The 20,107-nt window shown below is 65.9% G+C and carries 18 protein-coding genes and 1 tRNA gene; 15 read left to right on the forward strand and 4 right to left on the reverse strand.

Annotation, left to right across the window (positions count from 1 at the left end; all coding sequences use genetic code 11):
* Positions 1-69 precede the first annotated feature (69 nt).
* Genes QMK22_RS06135 through QMK22_RS06150 form a run of 4 tightly spaced genes read left to right on the forward strand, consistent with a single transcriptional unit; the run spans position 70 to position 3,379 of the window.
* Positions 70-492, forward strand: a complete 423-nt coding sequence (locus QMK22_RS06135; protein ID WP_283496731.1) for a superantigen-like protein SSL4 — start codon at positions 70-72, stop codon at positions 490-492.
* Complete coding sequence (locus QMK22_RS06140; RefSeq protein ID WP_283496732.1) at positions 485-883, forward strand: hypothetical protein; 399 nt, start codon at positions 485-487, stop codon at positions 881-883. The genes QMK22_RS06135 and QMK22_RS06140 overlap by 8 nt, the downstream gene beginning before the upstream one ends.
* 1 nt (position 884) lies before the next feature.
* Positions 885-1,865 (forward strand): FAD:protein FMN transferase, encoded by a 981-nt coding sequence (locus QMK22_RS06145; protein WP_283496733.1) that lies wholly within the window; start codon positions 885-887, stop codon positions 1,863-1,865.
* Complete coding sequence (locus tag QMK22_RS06150) at positions 1,862-3,379, forward strand: 2Fe-2S iron-sulfur cluster-binding protein (RefSeq protein WP_283496734.1); 1,518 nt, start codon at positions 1,862-1,864, stop codon at positions 3,377-3,379. Before QMK22_RS06145 ends, QMK22_RS06150 begins: the two co-directional genes overlap by 4 nt.
* Positions 3,380-3,409: 30 nt before the next feature.
* Here the strand turns inward: QMK22_RS06150 and QMK22_RS06155 are convergent, their stop codons facing one another.
* The gene (locus QMK22_RS06155; RefSeq protein WP_283496735.1) at positions 3,410-4,642 is read right to left on the reverse strand and encodes an isochorismate synthase; all 1,233 of its coding nucleotides are present in this window, start codon (positions 4,640-4,642) and stop codon (positions 3,410-3,412) included.
* A gap of 78 nt (positions 4,643-4,720) precedes the next feature.
* Here QMK22_RS06155 and ubiE point away from each other — a divergent pair, with 78 nt between their 5' ends.
* Genes ubiE through QMK22_RS06170 form a run of 3 tightly spaced genes read left to right on the forward strand, consistent with a single transcriptional unit; the run spans position 4,721 to position 7,973 of the window.
* Entirely contained in the window at positions 4,721-5,431 is a 711-nt protein-coding gene (gene ubiE / locus QMK22_RS06160; protein WP_283496736.1) for a bifunctional demethylmenaquinone methyltransferase/2-methoxy-6-polyprenyl-1,4-benzoquinol methylase UbiE, read from the forward strand.
* Between the two features lie 30 nt (positions 5,432-5,461).
* Positions 5,462-6,532 (forward strand): polyprenyl synthetase family protein, encoded by a 1,071-nt coding sequence (locus QMK22_RS06165; RefSeq protein WP_283496737.1) that lies wholly within the window; start codon positions 5,462-5,464, stop codon positions 6,530-6,532.
* Positions 6,533-6,590: 58 nt separating this feature from the next.
* On the forward strand, positions 6,591-7,973 hold the full coding sequence (locus QMK22_RS06170) for an FAD-dependent oxidoreductase (protein ID WP_283496738.1): 1,383 nt from the start codon (positions 6,591-6,593) through the stop codon (positions 7,971-7,973).
* A gap of 108 nt (positions 7,974-8,081) precedes the next feature.
* On the opposite strand, the gene QMK22_RS06175 is transcribed toward QMK22_RS06170, so the two are convergent.
* Positions 8,082-8,570 carry a YajQ family cyclic di-GMP-binding protein gene (locus tag QMK22_RS06175; RefSeq protein WP_283496739.1) on the reverse strand — a complete coding sequence of 163 codons (489 nt, stop codon included), beginning with the start codon at positions 8,568-8,570 and terminating at the stop codon, positions 8,082-8,084.
* 180 nt (positions 8,571-8,750) lie between these two features.
* Between QMK22_RS06175 and QMK22_RS06180 the strand changes: the two genes are divergently transcribed.
* The 8 genes from QMK22_RS06180 to QMK22_RS06215 all read left to right on the forward strand — a co-directional run bounded on the left by QMK22_RS06180 (position 8,751) and on the right by QMK22_RS06215 (position 17,407).
* Positions 8,751-9,998 carry an efflux RND transporter periplasmic adaptor subunit gene (locus tag QMK22_RS06180; protein WP_283496740.1) on the forward strand — a complete coding sequence of 416 codons (1,248 nt, stop codon included), beginning with the start codon at positions 8,751-8,753 and terminating at the stop codon, positions 9,996-9,998.
* The gene (locus tag QMK22_RS06185) at positions 9,991-10,734 is read left to right on the forward strand and encodes an ABC transporter ATP-binding protein (RefSeq protein ID WP_283496741.1); all 744 of its coding nucleotides are present in this window, start codon (positions 9,991-9,993) and stop codon (positions 10,732-10,734) included. The genes QMK22_RS06180 and QMK22_RS06185 overlap by 8 nt, the downstream gene beginning before the upstream one ends.
* Positions 10,731-11,963: an ABC transporter permease gene (locus QMK22_RS06190; RefSeq protein ID WP_283496742.1), complete on the forward strand. Its 1,233-nt coding sequence runs from the start codon at positions 10,731-10,733 to the stop codon at positions 11,961-11,963. The genes QMK22_RS06185 and QMK22_RS06190 overlap by 4 nt, the downstream gene beginning before the upstream one ends.
* Positions 11,964-12,002: 39 nt before the next feature.
* Positions 12,003-12,872 (forward strand): DUF5666 domain-containing protein, encoded by an 870-nt coding sequence (locus tag QMK22_RS06195; RefSeq protein WP_283496743.1) that lies wholly within the window; start codon positions 12,003-12,005, stop codon positions 12,870-12,872.
* Entirely contained in the window at positions 12,865-14,946 is a 2,082-nt protein-coding gene (locus QMK22_RS06200) for an HlyD family efflux transporter periplasmic adaptor subunit (protein ID WP_283496744.1), read from the forward strand. Before QMK22_RS06195 ends, QMK22_RS06200 begins: the two co-directional genes overlap by 8 nt.
* 113 nt (positions 14,947-15,059) lie before the next feature.
* A tRNA-Tyr gene (locus QMK22_RS06205) sits at positions 15,060-15,144 on the forward strand.
* A 69-nt stretch (positions 15,145-15,213) separates the two neighbouring features.
* Positions 15,214-16,056 (forward strand): inositol monophosphatase family protein, encoded by an 843-nt coding sequence (locus QMK22_RS06210; protein ID WP_283496745.1) that lies wholly within the window; start codon positions 15,214-15,216, stop codon positions 16,054-16,056.
* 187 nt (positions 16,057-16,243) lie between these two features.
* Positions 16,244-17,407, forward strand: coding sequence for a M23 family metallopeptidase (locus tag QMK22_RS06215; protein ID WP_283496746.1), 1,164 nt, complete (start codon positions 16,244-16,246; stop codon positions 17,405-17,407).
* 158 nt (positions 17,408-17,565) lie between these two features.
* Here the strand turns inward: QMK22_RS06215 and QMK22_RS06220 are convergent, their stop codons facing one another.
* Entirely contained in the window at positions 17,566-18,345 is a 780-nt protein-coding gene (locus tag QMK22_RS06220) for a GTP pyrophosphokinase (protein ID WP_283496747.1), read from the reverse strand.
* A gap of 5 nt (positions 18,346-18,350) precedes the next feature.
* Positions 18,351-20,042 (reverse strand): glycoside hydrolase family 13 protein, encoded by a 1,692-nt coding sequence (locus tag QMK22_RS06225; protein WP_283496748.1) that lies wholly within the window; start codon positions 20,040-20,042, stop codon positions 18,351-18,353.
* Between the last annotated feature and the right edge of the window lie 65 nt (positions 20,043-20,107).

Below are 20,107 nucleotides of genomic sequence, written 5' to 3' on the forward strand. Positions count from 1 at the left end.
GGGATTTCTTGGACAAACCTTGGATATTCGCCGGATGGTTATTTACCGACGTTTTCGTAGTCTCGAATTATGAAATCAAAAACGATCATGGCGCTCTCGATCGTGGGGGTACTCGGAACTGCTGGCGCGGCGATGGCCGTGAACTCGGACACCCTTTCAAGTGCCCCCGTCGGGCTCGTCGGTCAGGCGACCACGGTGCTCAACCCGGTTTCCACGCCGAGCGCCACTCCAGCGGCCAACGCGCCGCTGCCCCCGGCGAATACAGCCCCGGTGCCCGATGTCGAATCCGACGGGCCGACGGCAGCTCCCGTGCCGACTGCGGGAACAAGCAACCCGGCGCCGACCGCGGTGCCGGCACCGCGCGCTCCCGTCGATGCCACGTCTGGTGGGTCCGGCTCAACCGGAACGTATGACGATGATGATGATGATGATCACGACGACGCCTCGCACTACAGCGACGACAGCCATGACAGCGGCGATGACGATGACTAAACGCCGCCGACCGGCCCGGCACGCGCGCAACATCACCGGGGTGGCGAGCGCTCTCGCGCTCGTGGGAATGGTAGCCGGATTTCAGATCGCGGCTGTGGCCACCGAGGCAACGCCGGCCCCGCCCAGTGCGGGCACGGCCGGAGCGGTCGTTGATTCGACCGGTGGCGACCCGTCCGTCGTTGATTCGTCCGGCGTTCATTCGACTGCAGTGAATTCGACCGCTGGTGATTCGACCGTTATTGCACCGGCCGTGCCCGCTCCCGAGGTGGTTCCGGTTCCGATCACGACGCCTCCACCCGCGGCGGCACCGATTCCGGCGGCCCTGGTCGCAGCGCCCGTTCCCGCTGTTCCGGCGCCGGTCGCAGCATCGTCCGGCGGGTCCGGCGGCTAGCGTGGCCGGCGAACCCGTTGCCGGCGACTCCATCGCCCGCGACGCCGTACGGGCGGTATTCACCGCAACGGGCACCCGGCCACAGGCACGCTCGCGTCGCCAGCCGCTGATGGGCGGCAGCGCCAAAATTACGCTGGTCGGGGCATCCGCTGCCCTGCTGGATGCGACGTTTGTGCTGGCTGACCGCCTCGAGCAGCTGTGGAGCCGATTCGTGAACGACAGCGATATCTCCCGCTTGAACTGGGCCGAGGGGCGTGCGGTCGATGTCGACCAGCTGACGGTGCGTCTCATTCGTGCCATGCAGTCGGGCGCCGAGCTGACCCGGAATGACTACAACCCCACGTTGCTGCCGGACCTGCTTGAGGCCGGCTACACAACGTCGACCGTGGACTCCAGCAGGGTGACCCGATTGCCGACGACGGCGCGTTCCCCGGGAGACCTTGCCGGAATCCGGATTGACGGAACGCGGGTGCTGCTGCCACGGGGCACGACCCTGGATGCCGGCGGCATCGGCAAGGGCCTCGCCGCAGACCTCGTGTGCGGACTGGCCATGAGCGAGGGCGCCAGGGGTGCGCTCGCCGAGATCGGAGGCGACATCGTGGTCTGCGGGGAGGGTACTGACGGCCAGGCCTGGCGGCTGGGGGTTGAGGACCCCTTCGACCCCGCCGGCCACTGCGACGTCGTTCGCCTCGGAACCGGAGCGCTGGCGACGTCCAGCCAGCGCAAACGGCGCTTCAAGACCGCGGCCGGTGAACGCCACCACCTGCTCGACCCGCGCACCCGCACCAGCGCGACCACCGGCATCCAAACCGTGTCGGTCATCGCGACCACCGGTGCCCGCGCGGAGTGCCTCACCAAACCCGGATTTCTCCGGCCCACAGCGGACTACCTGGCCTGGCTGCCGACGGTCGGCGCCGCCGGTCTGGTCGTGCACCAGACGGGCGCCGTCGCCACCTCCGCGAACTGGAGCCTGTACCGATGAACGATCCACACCTCTGGTGGTACATCTCGCGCGCCAGCGCCATGATCGCGTGGGCGCTCATGACCGCCTCGGTGCTCTGGGGCATTCTGCTGTCAACCAGGGTTCTGCGGCGGGTGGACAACCCGGCCTGGTTGCAAGACCTGCACGGTTATCTGGGCGGTACCGCGCTGGTCATGGTGGGCCTGCACATGGTGTCGCTCATGATCGATTCCTGGCTTGCATTTACCGCCGCCGAGGTGCTCGTTCCTTTCGCCACGGCGTTCAAACCGCTGCCGGTCGCCCTCGGTATTCTTGCTTTCTACCTGCTCGTGGCCGTGCAGGGTTCCTCGCTGATGCTGAAGCGGCTGCCGCGCCGATTCTGGAAGGGGCTGCACTACGCCAGCTATGCCGCGCTGCTTCTGGTCTCGTTCCATGCCGGCTTCACGGGAACCGACGTGGGGTCTCTCTGGTACAAGATCGTTTCGCTCGCACTCATTTCGATCGCAGCGGTCGCCGTGACACTTCGTATTATCGCGGGCAAGCGCGGCTCGCGGTCCGCCACTCGAACGGATGCCGACCCCGCAGCCACCCCGCTGCACCCGACGCAGCGGGACATGGTTGTGGCCAGCGCGACGGCCGTGGCCGACGGTGTCGTCGGCATCCGTTTGGAACGGCCGGACTGGGGGGTGCTGCCGGTCTGGCAGCCGGGTTCGCACATTACCCTGCACCTGCCGAACGGACTGCAGAAGCAATATTCCCTCTGTGGCGACCCCGCGAACCGGCACGAGTATGACGTGGCGGTTTTGCGTACCGCGGCATCGGCGGGCGGCAGTACCTGGATCCACGAGAATCTCGTTCCGGGGATGAGCCTGGCGGTCTCGGGGCCGACGAACCATTTCGGGCTGGAACCGGCGGCCGACTACCTTTTCATCGCCGGCGGCATCGGAATCACGCCCATTAAAGCAATGATCGAATCGCTTCCTGCCGGGCGCGACTGGCGGCTCGTATATGTTGGTCGGAGTCGGCAGGCCATGGCGTTCGTGGCGCAGCTCGAAGCAGATTACCCCGAGCGTGTGATCGTGCACGCTCGCGACGAAAACGTGGGTGGTCTCGACCTCGATGCGGTTCTTGGCGGCCCGGCGCTCACCGCCGTGCAGGTCTACTGCTGCGGACCGGAGTCGCTTATGGACGCGGTGGCGGCGCGGGTGCCTGCCGAGCGGCTGCACCTCGAGCGGTTCATTCCGGTGGCGCGTGCTGCCCGGCCGGCCGCGCCGATTCAGGTGCTGTGCCGGAAGAGCCGTCTGGAATTCACCGTGGCCGCCGACGAGAACCTGCTGGACTCCCTCGAAGCCCACGGCGTGCCCATCCTGGGCTCCTGCCGCAAGGGAATTTGCGGAACCTGTGAGGTGCGGGTGGCCGAGGGAACGCCCGAACACCTGGATTCGGTGCTCGATGACGCGGAGAAGAATTCTCTCGGCGTCATGTACCCGTGCGTCTCCCGGTCGCTGAGCCCGTCTCTCGTGCTGAACATCTAGGTCGACAGAGTGGGCCGCGGCGCCGGAGCGTTAGCCGAACGCCTCCACGATCGGGCGAAACTTCATCTTGGTCTCGGCTAGCTCGCGTTCGGGGTCGGAGTCCAACACGATGCCGCAGCCGGCATAGGCCGTGATTGCGCCGCTCGGGGCCACCTGCGCACAACGCAACGCGATCGCCCACTCGCCGTCGCCGTCGGCACCAACCCAACCGACCGGTCCGGCATAGCGACCGCGGTCGAACGGTTCCAGCTCGCGAATAATGTTCAGGGCGGCGTCGGTGGGCGTGCCGGCGACCGCGGCCGTCGGGTGCAGCGCCGCGATCAAGTCGAGCGAGGATGACCCGTCGCTCAGCGTGCCCTCCAGATCGGTGGCTAGGTGCCACAGATTCGGTAGCTTCACCGTGAAGGGGATCTCGCTCGAGGCAAGGGCCGATGTGTGCGGCCGCAGCGATTTAAGCACGCTCTGCACCGCGAACTCATGCTCGTCGCCGTCTTTCGACGAGGTCGCTAGGGTGAGGGCCGCCTCGCGGTCGTCTTCGGCATCCACGCCCCGGGAGATCGTGCCCGCGAGCACCCGGGCGTTGACCGAACCGTGGTCGGCGCGAATGAGGGTTTCCGGGCTCGACCCGATGAGGCCGTCGACGGCGTAGGTCCAGCAGTCCGGGTAACCGAGGGCAAGCCGGGTTATGGCACGGCGCAGGTCGGACTCGGCCGGCACCCGACCAACGAGATCGCGGGCCAGCACGACCTTGTTAACCTGTTGCGTACGAATGCTGTCGATTCCCGCGCTGACCGCCGTGCGAAAGTCGTCGGGCGGCAATTCTCCCGGCAGCAGGGCGATGCGATACTCGTCGCCGAGCGGATGCAGCACGAGCGGGTTCGTCGGTGCGCTCTCCCCGGTCGCCCAGATGCGGGTCACCCAGCACTGGCCGTCTTCGCGGCCGACGATGATCTCGGGCACGATCAGCACGCTGGTTTCGGCCGATGACTCATCGAAGGCGAATGCCCCGAAGGCGAGCAGACCGGTTCCCGTGCGCGCGAGCGGGTCGGTCACCGTGGCCAGCGCGACGACCTGTTTCCAGACGGCCGCGGCATCCGTCATGCGGGTGGGGCCGGAGAATTCGAGCCGCAGCGCGCAGCCGATGCCGGCCAGACCCTGGTTGCGACGCATCCAGAGCAACGGCGCGCGGCCGTCGAGCAGCAGAATGAGTTGGCGGATATCAGCTATCGGGGAGGTTTCGACCGTCAAGGCCTGCACATTCACTTCTCTAGCCTACGCCCGCGTGTGTCTGCCCCGGCAATCATGCAGTTTCGCTGGCCTCGCGCAACCTAGAATGATGGGGTGAATAGAGCAGACCTGAACAAACGGCCCGCGCAGGTGGCTGCCATGTTCGACGAGGTTGCCGCTCACTATGACCGCACCAACGCACTGCTGTCGGTCGGCAACGCCTCGCTCTGGCGCATTGCGACGACGAAGGCGGTCAACCCGCAGGCGGGCGAACGCATTCTCGACATCGCCGCCGGCACCGGAACCTCCAGCGCCGCCCTCGCCCACGGTGGCGCCCACGTCGTGGCCGCCGATTTCTCGGCGGGCATGATCGAGGTCGGCAAAGCGCGCCACGCCCACAACGCGAACATCGAGTTCGTGCAGGCGGATGCCACCGCGCTCCCGTTCGCGGACAACGAGTTCGACGCCGTCACCATCTCGTTCGGGCTGCGTAACGTGGTCGAACCGAAGAAGGCCCTCGCCGAGTTCTACCGGGTGACCAAGCCCGGTGGCCGGGTCGTCATTTGCGAATTCTCGACCCCGCCGCTGGCCCTGGTGCGCCAGAGCTATTTCGCGTACCTCAACCACATCATGCCGCGCGTTGTGCGCCTCGCCTCCTCGAACGCGGAGGCCTACGACTACTTGGGCGAGTCCATCGCGGCCTGGCCGACGCAGCTGGTGCTTAGCGGATGGTTGCGCACGGCTGGATATTCCGACGTCGCCTACCGCAATCTCACGCTGGGCATTGTCGCCCTGCACCGCGCTATTAAGCCCGCGGAATCCTGACCACCTGATCAACTCGATAGGCTGACTTAAGTGAAATCCAGAGCCCCCGTGATTCGACGCAGTGCGTCGGTGACCAGTCAAGCGGGACTCGGCGATCGTATTTTCTCGACCCCCGCCGATCGCGGCCTGGCCGCGAACATCGATGCCGGCATCGAGCAGGTTGAGGCCACCCTCATTGACGAGCTCGTCTACGCCAATGAAATTGCCACCGTTACCAGCCGATACCTGTTGAACGCGGGCGGCAAACGCGTGCGTCCCATGCTCGCGCTGCTGACCGCGCATCTGGGCAACGGCGTCGTGCCCGAGGTGGTCACGGCGGCGACGGCCATTGAATTGACCCACCTCGCTTCGCTCTATCACGACGACGTCATGGACGACGCCGACAAGCGTCGCGGCGTACCGAGCGCGCAGACCGTGTGGGGCAACTCGATTGCGATCCTCACCGGCGACCTGCTGTTCGCCCGCGCCAGTCAGTTGATGGCTCGGCTGGGCGAACGCGCCATCAAGCTGCAGGCGACCACCTTCGAGCGCCTGGTGCTCGGCCAATTTCAGGAGACCGTCGGCCCGCGCGCCGGCGAGGACCCGGTCGAGCACTACATTCAGGTGCTCGCCGGCAAGACCGGTTCGCTCATCGCTGCCGCTGCTCAGGGAGGCGTGGTCTTCTCCAACGCCCCGGCCGAGTACGAGCAGCCCGTCGTGGACTTCGGGGAGAAGATCGGCGTGGCCTTCCAGCTCATCGACGACGTGCTCGACCTGTCGCCGCAGCCGCAGGAAACCGGCAAGGTGCCCGGCACCGATTTGCGAGCCGGAGTCGTGACGCTTCCGTTGCTGCGATTGCGGGAACGGGCCGTGAGCGATGGGGCATCCGCTGACCTGCTTGTGCGTCTGGAACGCGACGTCATGTCGGCGGAAGCGACACCGGGCGAGGCCGCCGACGCGGCGATCACCGCGCTGCGCCAGCACGCGGCAACCGCCGAGACCCTTGCCGAGGCGCACGACTGGGCCCGAGACGCGGTCGCCGCCCTGGCGCCGCTGCCCAACGGCTCGGTCAAAAAGGCCCTCACTCGATTTGCCGAGACCATCGTCGAGCGTTCCAGCTAGACCCCATTCGAGAGCGGGTCGGGCTCTCCCGGCGTGCTCGCGCAGTAAGGAATCTTCAGTGACCAAATTGAGACTGGCCATCGTCGGCGCAGGACCGGCCGGCATCTACGCCGCCGATATTCTGCTCAAGGCCGAGCGAAACTTTGAGGTCTCGATCGACCTGTTCGACCACCTGCCCGCTCCGTACGGCCTCGTGCGTTACGGTGTCGCGCCCGACCACCCCCGCATCAAGGGCATCATTACCGCGCTGCGCGGCGTGCTCGACAGCGGCGACATTCGTGTCTTCGGAAACGTTCGGTTCGGCGTGGACATCACCCTCGACGACCTTAAGAAGCACTACAACGCGGTCATCTTCGCGACCGGCGCGGTGCAAGACGCCGACTTGAACATTCCGGGCGCATCGCTTGCGGGTTCTTACGGCGCCGCCGACTTCGTCAGCTGGTTCGACGGGCACCCCGATGTACCGCGTACGTGGCCGTTGGAGGCTCGCGAGATCGCCGTGATCGGCAACGGCAACGTGGCGCTGGACGTGTCCCGCATGCTCATCAAGCACGCCGACGACCTGCTTTCCACCGAGATTCCCCCGAACGTTTATGACGGGCTCAAAGCGTCACCGGTGACCGACGTGCACATTTTCGGTCGCCGGGGGCCGACATCCGTTAAGTTCACACCACTGGAACTGCGCGAAGTCGGCCAGCTCAACGATGTAGACATGGTTGTCTACGACGAAGACTTTGACTATGACGATGCGGCGAAGGCCGCCGTGGCGAGCAACAAGCAGGTCTTTGTGATCGACAAGACGCTGAACCAGTGGCGCGCCCGCGAGACCGGAACGGCCAGTCGTCGCCTGCACCTGCACTTCTTCGCCAAGCCGGTGGAGATCGTCGATGACGGTGCCGGTCGGGTGGCCGCGTTCCGCTGGGAGCGCACCATAACGGATGGCGCCGGCGGCGTTGTGGGCACCGGTGAAATCCGAGAGATTCCGGTGCAGGCCGTGTACCGTGCGGTCGGCTACTTTGGGTCGGAGCTTGCCGACGTGCCCTTCGACAAGAAACGCGGCGTCATTCCCAACCGCGAAGGCCAGGTGTTGCGCCGCGACCCCTCGGCCGGTACCGGCGGGCTGTTCAACCAGCAGATGTACGGCGTCTACGCCACCGGTTGGATCAAGCGCGGACCGGTGGGACTGATCGGCCACACCAAGAGTGACGCGATGGAAACTATCAAGCACCTCATCAACGACCTCGGCAACTGGTGGCGGCCCGAGTCGCCCTCGGAGGAGAGCATCGTGGAATTGCTCGATGCGCGCGGGGTGCAGTACACCGGCCTCGACGGCTGGCACAACCTCGACCAGCACGAGCTCTCGCTCGGCGAGGCCGCGGGTCGAACCCGCATTAAGGTCGTGGACCGCGACGAGATGGTAGCCGTCTCCCGAGCCGAGTAGCCCCTCCGCGCCCGCTCCTTCTTTTTCTGCCCGGGCCCGGGCCCGGAAACCGGGCCCATGATCTATCGCGGGCCCGGTCGCATAAGGTGGGCCCGGCGGGCCGAGCGGCTAGCGGAAGTTGGTGAACTGCAGGGCCACGTCGAGGTCCTTGCCCTTGAGTAGCGCCATCACGGCCTGCAGATCGTCGCGGCTCTTCGAGCTGACGCGCAGTTCGTCGCCCTGGATCTGGCTCTTGACGCCCTTGGGGCCCTCGTCGCGAATGATCTTGCTGATCTTCTTCGCGTTCTCCTGGTCGATGCCGGCCTTCATCGAAGTCTCGATGCGGTATTCCTTGCCGGAGGCGTATGGTTCACCGGCGTCAAGGCTGCGCAGGGAGATGCCGCGCTTGATCAGCTTCGCCTCGAACACCTCGAGGATCGCTTTGACGCGCTCCTCGGTGTTGGCTTTCATGAGCACTTTTTCACCGCTCATCGCGATCGAGGCGCCCACGTTCTTGAAGTCATAACGCTGTGCGACTTCCTTGTGCGCCTGATTGAGGGCGTTGTCGACCTCCATCGGGTCGACCTTGCTGACGATGTCGAATGTTGAATCTGCCATTCCCCCATGGTATCCGACCCGAGAGAGCGCAAAAAGTGCCCGATTGGACCCGCCAATCGCACACTTTCTGCGCTCTCGCTCATAGCCAATTGATAGGGCCTGGAGGCCTGGGGCATAGACGCGGTGCTTAGGTTCGGATTTGTGGCGCAGACATGGTGCGACATATCGACGAGGAGAGCGATGAATCTCAGGCAGTTTCGCACACGGATGGGCGGCATCCGTCGCATGAAAGCGCGCTGGTGGGTGCTCAGCGGCGCTGTCGCACTTGTCTTGACCGGCGGCGGTGCCTGGTGGATCATTGCCGCCCAGTCGACGAGCGCCGAGGCCACCCCGGTCGTTCAAACCGTCGCGGCCAGCCTGGAAACCATGGAACAGAGCGTTTCTGCCAGCGGCACCCTCACCCCGACAGTGCAGGAAGAAGTGTCATTCGCCGCTTCCGGAACCGTGACCGCGGTTAACGTGGTCGCCGGTACGGTCGTTGCTGCCGGTGACGCGCTCGCCACCGTTGACACCCTCACCGTTGACGCCGAGCTGCTCGCCGCCCGTGCCACCCTCGCCACGGCCGCCGCGAAGCTCGCCGACAGCCAGGATTCGAGCGACGGAGGTACGGCCGACCTGGCCCAGATCGCCGCCAACGCGGCGAGCGTGACGACCGCGCAGAACGGCGTTGACGATGCTGTGGCCGCCCAAAGCGCCGTTACGCTCACGGCTCCGGTCGCCGGACTCATCACCGCGGTGAACGTTGCCGTCGGCGACGTGGAATCATCCTCCAGCTCAACCGGAACATCCGGCCCAGCAGTCGGCGGTACCTCGGCGGCGGGATCCGGAGCCACCGCGACAACCAGCAGCGCTGCCTTCACGATCGTCGGAACGGATGCCTGGACCGTCGACCTCACCGTGGGCGAAGCGGATGTCGCCCTCATCGAAGCCAACGACCAGGTCGAACTCTCGCTCGATGACGGAACCGCCCTCTTCGGCACCGTCTCCGAGATCGGCCTGCTGCCGTCAACCACCACCGGCGTCGCCGCATACCCCGTCGTCGTCGCCGTCACCGGAACGCCCGAGGGGCTGCATGACGGTGTGACGGTGACCGCATCCATCGTCTACGAGCGCCGTACCGCAGTTCTCACCGTGGCCAGCGCCGCCGTGAGCAGCGTGGATGGGGCATCCGTTGTGACCATGCTCGACGCGGACGGCAACGAGGTGTCCACCCCGGTCACGGTCGGTGCCACCGCCGGCAACCTCACGGAGATCACCGAAGGCCTGGCCGAGGGCGATGAGGTCGTTGTGGCCACCTTCACCCCCGGCACTGGAAACACCGGTACGGGTACGGGCGCCGGCAACGACACCAGCACGTTCCCCCGTGACCGTGCGCCCACTGGAAACACCCCCACCGGCCAGGTGCGTGGCGGTGCGAACAATGGTTGACCCCAGCGCAACACGGCTCGCTCCCGAAGCGGATGTCGCCGCCCCCGTTATCGAGTTGCGCGGTGCCGGAAAGACCTACCGCTCCGGCAGTATTGAATTCGAAGCCCTCAAGGGCATCGACCTGGCCATCTACGAGGGCGAATACGTTGCCATTATGGGGCCGTCGGGGTCGGGAAAATCCACGATTATGAACGTTCTGGGTTGCCTCGACACCCTCACCCGTGGCGAGTACCGCCTCGGCGGAACCGATGTGAACGACCTCGACGAGGTCGAGCTCGCCGAGATTCGCAACCGTCAGATCGGGTTCGTCTTTCAGGGATTCAACCTGTTGTCGTCGCTGCCCGCCTGGCGCAACGTGGAACTGCCGCTGATCTACGGGGGAATTCCCCGGCACGAGCGCAAGCAGCGCGCCGAACAGGCACTCGACCGGGTCGGTCTGGGCGACCGCTTCGAGAACCGACCGGGTGAACTTTCCGGCGGGCAGCAGCAGCGCGTGGCCGTTGCCCGCGCCCTGGTGGGTGAGCCGACCATGATCCTGGCCGACGAACCGACCGGAAACCTTGACTCGGTGTCGACCCAGGACGTGCTCGAATTGTTCGATGAGCTGCACGCCCGTGGACGTACCATCGTGCTCATCACGCACGAGCTTGAGGTCGCCCAACGAGCCGCACGCATCGTCTGGGTGCGCGACGGCGAAGTCATCCGTGACGAACTGACCGAAGCGGCTGCCGCATGAGTTGGCTGGAATCATTCCGCACCAGCTGGAGCGCGGTCTACTCGCACGCACTGCGCTCGACCCTGACGGTGCTGGGCATCCTGATTGGAATTGCCGCGGTCATTCTCACCGTCGGCCTCGGCCTCGGCACCCAGAAAGACGTCAGCGCGCAGATCAGCTCGCTTGGCAGTAATCTGCTGATCGTCGCCCCCGGCAGCAGCACCGATACCGCGGGGGTGCGTGGCGGTTTCGGCTCCAGTTCGACGCTGACCATAGCGGATGCCGAAGCGCTCGAGTCGAGCGTGAACGCACCGGATATCTCCGGGGTCGCCGCCGAGAAGACCACGTCATTGTCGCTCGAAGCGAACGACACGAACTGGACGACATCCGTCACTGGAACGACCACCTCGTGGCTCGACGTGCGTGCGCGCACCCTCAGCACGGGTGAGTTCATCAGCGCCGACGACGAGGAGACATCGGCCTTGGTTGTTGTTCTCGGTTCGGAGACCGCCGACGAGTTGTTCGGCACCCAACGGGTGGTCGGCCAGTCCGTCGTGATCAGCGACAAAACCTTCCAGGTGATCGGCGTGCTCGACTCGGCCGGGTCGGACTCCTCATCCAATCTCGACGATGTCGCCATCGTTCCCTTCTCCACCGCCGCGAGCGTGCTGGTCGGTGGCACGGAGAGCTCGGCCGTGTCGACCATCTACTTGCAGGCTTCCAGCGACGGGCAGCTTTCCGCCGCCTACCAGGAAGCGCAAACCCTGTTGCTGAACCTGCACTCGATCGGTGACAGTACCGCCGCCGACTTCACCATCAGCAGCCAGGATGCCCTGGTCAGCACGGCGACGGCCGTCTATGCGACCCTCACGATTCTGCTTACCGGCGTCGCCGCGCTGTCACTGCTGGTCGGAGGCATCGGGGTCATGAACATCATGCTCGTATCGGTGTCGGAACGTACCCGCGAAATCGGCCTGCGCAAGGCGCTCGGGGCGCCGCCGGGTGCCATTCGGCGTCAGTTTCTGATCGAGGCCGCCATTCTCGGCCTCAGCGGCGGCCTGCTCGGCGCCCTGCTGGGCGTCACGGCAGCACTGGTACTGCCGGGGGTGATCGGCAGTTCGATCGTGGTCTCGCCGGCTGCCGTCGGTCTGTCGATCGGTGTCGCCATCGTGATCGGCATCAGTTTCGGCGTCTACCCGGCCACCCGGGCCGCCCGCCTCGCCCCCATCGATGCGCTGCGCAGCGAATAGAACCTTTTCCCTTCCTACGAACGAAATGAGACCACTGACATGACGAAATTCTCGCTCAAACACCGCGCGGCATTCGCTGGCGGGGCCCTTGCCCTCGGCGGTGTACTGCTGCTCTCCGGTTGCGCAGCCGCCGCCAGCAGTGCCGTCGCCACGCAGGCGGCCAGAGCCGACACGACCAGCGCACAGCAGGTCCGAGTCGTTCCCGGCGTGACCGGTGAGATCGCCGCCCTGGCCGACCTCACCTTTCAGCTGCAAGACACCGACTCGCAGACCGCGGTGACCTACACGGCCGATACGACCTTCACCTCAACCTTGGCCGCGACAATGGCAGATCTGAGCGTTGGCCAGTGTGTAAACGTTTCGAGCGCGGCCGCGGCCGATGGAACGGATGCCACGATGGTCGCGACGACCGTCGCCGTCACCGACGCGGTTGACGGTGCCTGCGCCTTGGGGTTGGGTGCCGGCAACGCCGGAGCGGGTGCCGCCGGACCGGGTGCCGCCGGACCGGGTGCCGGCACGCGGCCCGCGGGCGCCGAGGACACCGCTCCCACCGGAATGCCGACTGATTTGCCCACGGACCGGCCCGCGGATTCCGGCAGCGCCGCCGGGCGCACGAGCGGACTCGTGACGGCGATCACCGCGACCACCATCACGGTTGAGTCGACCGACGCCGACGGTGCCGTGGCGAGTGAATCGGTAACGGTCGACGATGAGACCACCTACACGCGGACATCCGCTTCGGATGCGTCGGCGGTAGCGGTGGGGCTGTGCGCGACCGCGCAGGGCGAGGCCGACGACAGCGGATCCTTCGCGGCCACAGCTGTGGCGCTCTCGACGGCGAGTGACGACGGCTGCGTGAGCGCGGTCGCCGGCCGCGGCGCGCGTGCGCAAGGCCGGGCAAATGAGTAGGCGCGCCGCCCAGCCGGCCTCCGGTGGGGAGGAGGCTGCCGCACCGGAGGTGGCCACTACACCGACCCCCGTTTCATCGGCGAAGAAGCTTCGGGCGAGCCGGCAGAAGCGCCGGCGATTGCTCGCCGTGGGAACGGTTGCGGCGGTACTGGTCGCATCCGGCGGCGGCGTGGCCTACGCCATGACCCGCACCGCGGGCGGCGACTACCGCACGGCCCTGGCCGCGCTCGGTTCGGTCAGTGAATCGCTCGACCTCGTGGGCAGCCTCGCCTCGGCCAGCCGCAGCGACGCGTCATTCTCGGTCGCCGGAACCGTGAGCGGTGTGGCCGTCAGCCTGCGCGACACGGTGACGGCCGGGCAGACCCTCGCCACCCTCGACGTAGCGAGCCTGAACGACGCGATCGACGCTGCCGAAGCGAACGTTTCGAGCGCCCAGCTGACGCTGGAGACCGACCTCGACTCGCAGACGGCGACGACCACGACGACGACCACGACGACGAGCACAACGGCGAGCACCACGACGAGCGTTTCGCCGAGCGTTTCGACAGCGGATGCCGCACCCACTGCGGCAATGTCAGCCGCATCGAGTACCGGGTCGGCTTCTGGATCCACCGAAGCAACAACCGGTGCTGGTTCTGGTTCTGGTTCGGCCTCTGGTTCGGCCTCGGGATCGACGGACGCCACCTCGGCTGCGGTCGTCGACGCCGTCAAAACGGTCGGTGCCGCGCAGACCGCCTTGCTGGCCCAGTACGACACCGCGGTGACCGCACTCGCCGCAACCCAGACTGCCATCGACTCCACGACCGACGTGTGCCTGCCCTTCCTCGAAGCCGCGCTCGACGATGCTGCTGCGGATGAGCCGGCTGACAACAACGCTGACGACACGGCTGGAGCCGCGTCTGGAGACTCAGCTGACGACACGGCGAGCGAGGCCGCCGGCGAGATCGCCGAGGCGCCCCTGACAGCGGCCGAAAAGCTCACGACAGCGAAGCTCGCCCTGACCGACTGCCAGAGCGCCATCACCGCTGTTCTGGCCGGCCAGAAGATGACCAGCGAGGCCCAGGCTGACGTGCTCACGCTCGTCGATGACCTGAACCAGGCCGTGGTCGCGCTGCAGAAGGCCGTGGCCGACACGAACGCCGCGGCGGGCGGAGTGGCCTCCGGTGCGGAGCCGAACGAAGTCGCTGCGACGGTTCCGACCGGTAGTGCGAGCGCCGGATCGACAACCGGATCTGCCGTCGCTTCGACAACCACTAGAGACGCGTCATCCGCTGCCGCAGCAACCGGCACCGGAACCGGCGCTGCGGCGGCGGGCGGCGGCACGGCAACTGTCGCTTCGGCCGAGACAATCCTGGCCGACCAGGCCAAGATTGACGCCGCCGTCGCCATGTTGGCGATCGCCGAGCACAACCTCACCCTCGCGACCCTGACCAGCCCGATCGCTGGCACCGTGGCGGCGGTTGCCCTCGCTGTCGGTGACACCGTCGCGGCATCGTCGTCGACCGCCGTGATCACGGTTATCGGTGACGACGGCTTCGTGGTGAGCACGACCGTCTCGCTCACCGACATTGACGGGGTGGCTGTCGGCCAGAGTGCAGCGGTCACCGTTGCCAGTGTGGACGGCGAGCTGTCCGGGTCGGTCAGCTCGATCGGCATAGCGAACGTGTCGACGTCCTCCACACCGTCGTACACCGTGCAGATCGCGCTCGATGAAACCGACCCCGCCCTGCTGAACGGCGCCGCGGCCGCGGTCACCGTTGCGGTGGCGAGCCTCGAAGACGTGCTGTCCGTGCCGACCTCAGCGGTTCACCGGGCCGACTCGGCCTACACGGTCGACGTTCTCCGCAACGGCGTGTCCACGAGCACCGAGGTGAAGGTGGGCGCCGTCGGCTCCGAGCTGACCGAGATCGCGTCGGGAATCGAGACGGGTGACACGGTGATCCTGGCCGATCTCAATGCAGCCATCGCCACCACCACCACCGAAACCGATAGTGGGCTCAGCGGGCTCGGCGGCGACACGTCGACCCAGACCCGCACCCCGCCGGCCGGTGGGGGCGGCCCGCCCGCCCGGTAGTCGACGCGCCGCACGGAGAACCCAGCACCCGCTGATTTCTCCGTGAGGCGTTTCGTCTTGTATTGTTAACCCCGCGTCTCCGGTTGAGTGATTACACCTGGTCGGGAGCGTATGGCGAGTTACCCAAGCGGCCAAAGGGATCTGACTGTAAATCAGACGGCGTAGCCTTCGTGAGTTCGAACCTCGCACTCGCCACCAGCACACAAGAACAGGCAGACCCTCGGGTCTGCCTGTTCTTGTTATGGGCGCTACCTGTAGCGTGAGGGCATGACGCATCCTGCCCCGACCGAGCTGCTCGACCTCGCGCGCACCGTCGCTCTCACGGCGGGGGCGCTCGCCCACCGGCGTCGCGCGGAGGGGGTGGAGATCGCCGCCTCGAAATCCTCACCCGAAGATATCGTCACCGCGGCCGACCGCGAGGTGGAGCTGCTCATTCGCGGGCTTCTCGCCGACGCGCGACCCGGCGACGGGTTTTACGGTGAGGAGTCCGACGCCACCAGCGGCACGAGCGGGCTCACCTGGGTGGTCGACCCCATCGATGGCACCGTCAACTACCTTTACGGAATCCCGTTCTACGCCGTCAGTATCGCCGTCGTGCAGGGCGACCCCGATCCGGCCAGTTGGAACGCACTCGCCGGTGCCGTCGTTAATCCTGCCCTCGGTGAGGTATTCACCGCCGCGGAGGGCTCGGGTGCTTGGCTCGGCGATCACCGACTGCACGTGAACCACGACGTGCCGCTCTCGCTGGCCCTGGCTGGAACCGGGTTCGGCTACGAGGCAACCCGCCGGGTGTGGCAGGCGAGCGTCGTGGGCGGTCTCATCGGCCAGGTGCGGGACATCCGTCGCATCGGTTCTGCTGCACTCGACCTGTGTTCGGTCGCCTGCGGGCGCCTCGACCTGTACTTTGAACGCGGCCTCAACCCCTGGGACTACGCCGCCGGCGCCCTGATCGCCCGCGAAGCCGGTGCCCGGGTGGGTGCATTACAAGCGGATGCCGAGGGTCGCGACCTGCTCATCGCCGCCGCTCCCGACCTCTACGATCAGTTCGAACCCGTTCTGGCCGCACTCTTCGACCGCTTCCCCGTAGCTGCAGAAAATTCGCGAAAGTAAGCCCATTTGCCCTAATCGGGTGTCAATGGCCATTTTCTGCTGATATTCACAGGGTTGCACGCTACCCTTAATCAATTCGTTATATTGGCCTGTCGTCATTTGGCGTTATCCAGTACGAGCAACAGATCCTGTCCCCAACGCCGAAAGCCGCCTTTTGTCACGTCACACTTCATACTCGGACACCTCTGTGCCCGACGAGAGTGACGGCAAGGTGAATGCCCCCGCCGCTCCGGCCGCCCTCACCCGTCGCGAATTGCGTGACCGCGAGCGTGCAGCTCTCTCAGCTGGCGAATCGGTCGTCGAGGACGTTGTTGATGTTGTGCGGCTCAGTCCCGCTGCGGACCTTTCCGTCGCCGTCGATCTGGCCGAACCCGACCGCGCGGCCGCCGTCGTCATTGAGACTGACCGCATCGTCGAGGCCATCGCGATCGCGGGCGCTCAGCCCACTGACTTTGAGAAGTTGTTGGCTCCCGGCACCTCCCAGTCGGTCCCGACCGTAATTCCGGCCGCGGGCGACCTGCCCCGCCGCCGACACCGCATTGAGCAGAAGCCGGGGGAGGCTTTCGCGCCCACGCGCGATTTCGTTCCCGCCAGATCGCTGCACCGTCGAGCGCCGCGCTCGCGACCGTCCGGCACCACCCTGCGCAAGCGCGCAGCCAAGGGCGCGTCGATCCTCGCCATGTCCTTCGTGGCCCTCATGACCGTCGCCACGTCCATTCCGGCGCAAGCACTGCTGTCCGCGCAAGATGTTCAGATATCCGCTCAGGAAGCGCACCGCGTTGTGCCCGCCGAAGACGCGCAGACCATGGAACTCGCCGGCGGCGACACCGTGACGGTGGAGCGCGACGGTTATGAGTCGAGCACCATTGCCGAAGTGGCCGCGGCCAGCGGTATTCGCTTGGAAGACACCTTCACCAACAACCCGAACGGCACCATTCAGTGGCCGTTCGCCGTTGGCGTGCACCTCAATAGCCACTTCGGCATTCGCCACTGCGCCGGCTGCTCAGTGAACCACGGCGGCCAGGACTTCAACCCCGGTCTCGGCGCACCGATTCAAGCCATCGCCGACGGCGTGGTCAGCTTCGCCGAGGACGGCGAAGGCAGTCTCGGCGTGCACATGATGATCGACCATATGATCGACGGTGAGCTCGTCACGAGCGTGTATGCGCACATGATCCACGGGTCGATGCTCTTCAAGGTGGGCGACGTCGTGAAGGTCGGCCAGGTCATCGGCAAGACTGGAAGCACCGGAATGTCGACCGGCCCGCACCTACACTTTGAAATTCGTATGGGCGGCATTAACGGCACCAAGATCGACCCGCTCGTCTGGCTCTACGCCAACACGAACTAACTCCAGCGCTCAGATGCGCTGGTCAGTGCGCGCGTAACTCCTGCAATTTCTTGCGCCTGAGGGTCTCACCCGCGCAAAGACGCGGGAGTTATTCTGTTCGCCCGCGAATTGCAGGAGTTGTGCGCATGGCCGGCTGAGATCCGGCCGGGGCACCGAAGCTATTCCGGCTCGCTGCGCCCGCGCATGAACGTGTCGAGCAGCCCCTTTGGCAGAGGAAACGGCGGCAAGCCATCGAAGCTGAACAGGTCGGCATCAGCATCGTCGACGGACTCCAGCGCCACGACCTGGTCGTGCAGCAGCTCCATCTTCACGTCGAGGCGGTTGGCGGCATCTGCTGCTTGCCTCAGGTCCTCGACGAGCGTGTCGGGCACCGCACCGTTGTACTTGTAGAAAATCTTATGCTCGAGACTCGCCCAGAAATCCATGGCGATTGTTCGGATCTGAATCTCCACGGTTACCGGCTGCACGCGGTCCGACATGAATACCGGAATCGCCACGATGAGGTGCAGGCTCTGGTATCCGTTGGCCTTCGGCTCCTGGATGTAGTCCTTCTCCAGCAGCACCGTCACGTCCCGTTGCCCCGCGAGCAGATCGCGGATGCGATAGGTGTCTGAGATGAAGCTGCAGGTAATGCGAATGCCCGCGATGTCCTGGATATTCTCGCGAATTCCGTCGAGTTCGAGCGGATACCCCTTGCGAATGGCCTTCTTGAGGATTCCTTCCGGCGTCTTGAGCCGCGAACTGACGTGCTCGATCGGACTATAGTCGTGGATCGAGCTGAACTCCTCTTTCAGAATGTTAATCTTGGTCAGCATCTCGTCGCTGGCGAACTTGTACGACATCATGAACCGGGTCAGCTCGCGCTTCAGCTCGCGCATGGCGGCGAGGGTCGTCAGGTCGGTGCCGTCGGCATCCTTCGGCCGATCGATTTCGGTCATGCAGGCTAGGCGCTCAACCAGGCCGTCGCGTCGCCCGGCAGGGTGCGCCCGACGAGTTCTTCGCTGGCCAGCAGCACGTCACCCTCGGGCAGCTGCACGGATGCCGCACCCGTGTTCGCCACAACGATCACGTCACCGTTGCGGTACGCCACCACCTCGGGGTCGAAACCCTCGACCCACTCGACCGTTCCGGAGGCGAGGGAATGCTTCCGGCGCAGGCTCAGGGCCAGCTTGTACAGCTCGAGCGTTGAGCCGGTCACGCCATTCTGCTGGTCGCGGGCCAGCGCGGCCCACTCGGCCGGTTGCGGCAGCCAGCTCTTGGCGCCGGTGCTGAAGCCAAAGGACTCACTGGCGGCTTCCCACGGAATCGGCACGCGGCATCCGTCTCGCCCGTAGCGTTCGCCGTTGGTGCGAAACCAAGTGGGGTCTTCGCGGGCGTGGTCGGGCAGGTCGACGGCCTCGGGGAGGCCGAGTTCCTCGCCCTGATACAGGTAGCTGGAGCCGGGCAGGCTCAGCATGAGGGCGGATGCCGCGCGCGCACGTCGCAAGCCCAGCGCCGTGTCGGGCAGCCCAACGGTCTTCGGCCCGATACCGTGACCCTGGAGGTTGTCGCCGGTGAGGGCAAGCCGTGAGGCGTGTCGCACCACGTCGTGGTTGGAGAGCACCCAGGTACTCGGCGCTCCCACGTTGCCAAAGGCCTCGAGGGACTCGTCGATGACACTTTTCAGCTTCGGAGCATTCCACGGAGTCTCGAGGTAGGCGAAGTTGAAGGCTTGGTGCATCTCATCGGGCCGCACCCATTTGGCCATCTGGCTGAGCGGGTCAACCCAGGCTTCCGCGGCGAGAACGCGGTCGCCGGGGTACTCGGCGAGCACCTTGTGCCAATCGCGGTAGATCTCGTGCACGCCGTCCTGCGCCCAGTACGGGGCGGTCAGTGGTGTTTCGGCCGCGATTCCCGGTTCCAAAGCGGATGCCGGGGCGCCGCCCATGCTGCCGCCCTCGGCGGGTGGGGTGTAATCGGGGAGGCCGGGAGCCTTGATCATGCCGTGCGCGACATCCACTCGAAAGCCGTCGACGCCGCGGTCGAGCCAAAAACGCAGCACCGCGCGAAACTGCTCGCGCACCCACTCGCTGTCCCAGTCGAAGTCGGGCTGGCTGCTGTCGAACAGGTGCAGATACCACTGGCCCGGGGTGCCGTCGGGGTCGGTCGTGCGGGTCCAGGCCAGGCCGCCAAAGACGGACTCCCAGTTGTTCGGGGGCAGTTCTCCGTTCTTGCCCTTGCCGTCACGGAAGGTATAGCGGGCACGTTCCTCGCTGCCCGGACCGGCGGCGAGAGCGGCCTGAAACCAGCCGTGGTCGCTGGATGAGTGATTGGGCACGATGTCGACGATGACGCGGATGTCGAGGTCGTGTGCCGTGCGCTGCAGGACCTCGAAGTCGTCGAGGGTGCCGAACAAGGGGTCAACGTTGCAGTAGTCGGAGACGTCGTATCCGGCGTCACGTTGCGGCGAGGTGTAGAACGGAGACAGCCAGATGGCGTCGATGCCGAGCTCTTTGAGCTGGGGCAGCCGCGCGCTGATTCCGGCGAGGTCTCCCATACCGTCACCGTTCGCGTCGGCGAACGATCGCGGGTAGATCTGATAGATAACGGCTGTGCGCCACCATTCGGTGCCAGAGGTCAGTTCGGTGCCAGTCATTCTAAAATGCTACGTCATCGTTGCGGGATGCCCGTAGCGGGCAAGTGGTCTCAAGTGCGCCGTGG

Origin of the sequence: Cryobacterium sp. PH29-G1, assembly GCF_030063365.1 — a bacterium.
Lineage (GTDB): Bacteria > Actinomycetota > Actinomycetes > Actinomycetales > Microbacteriaceae > Cryobacterium.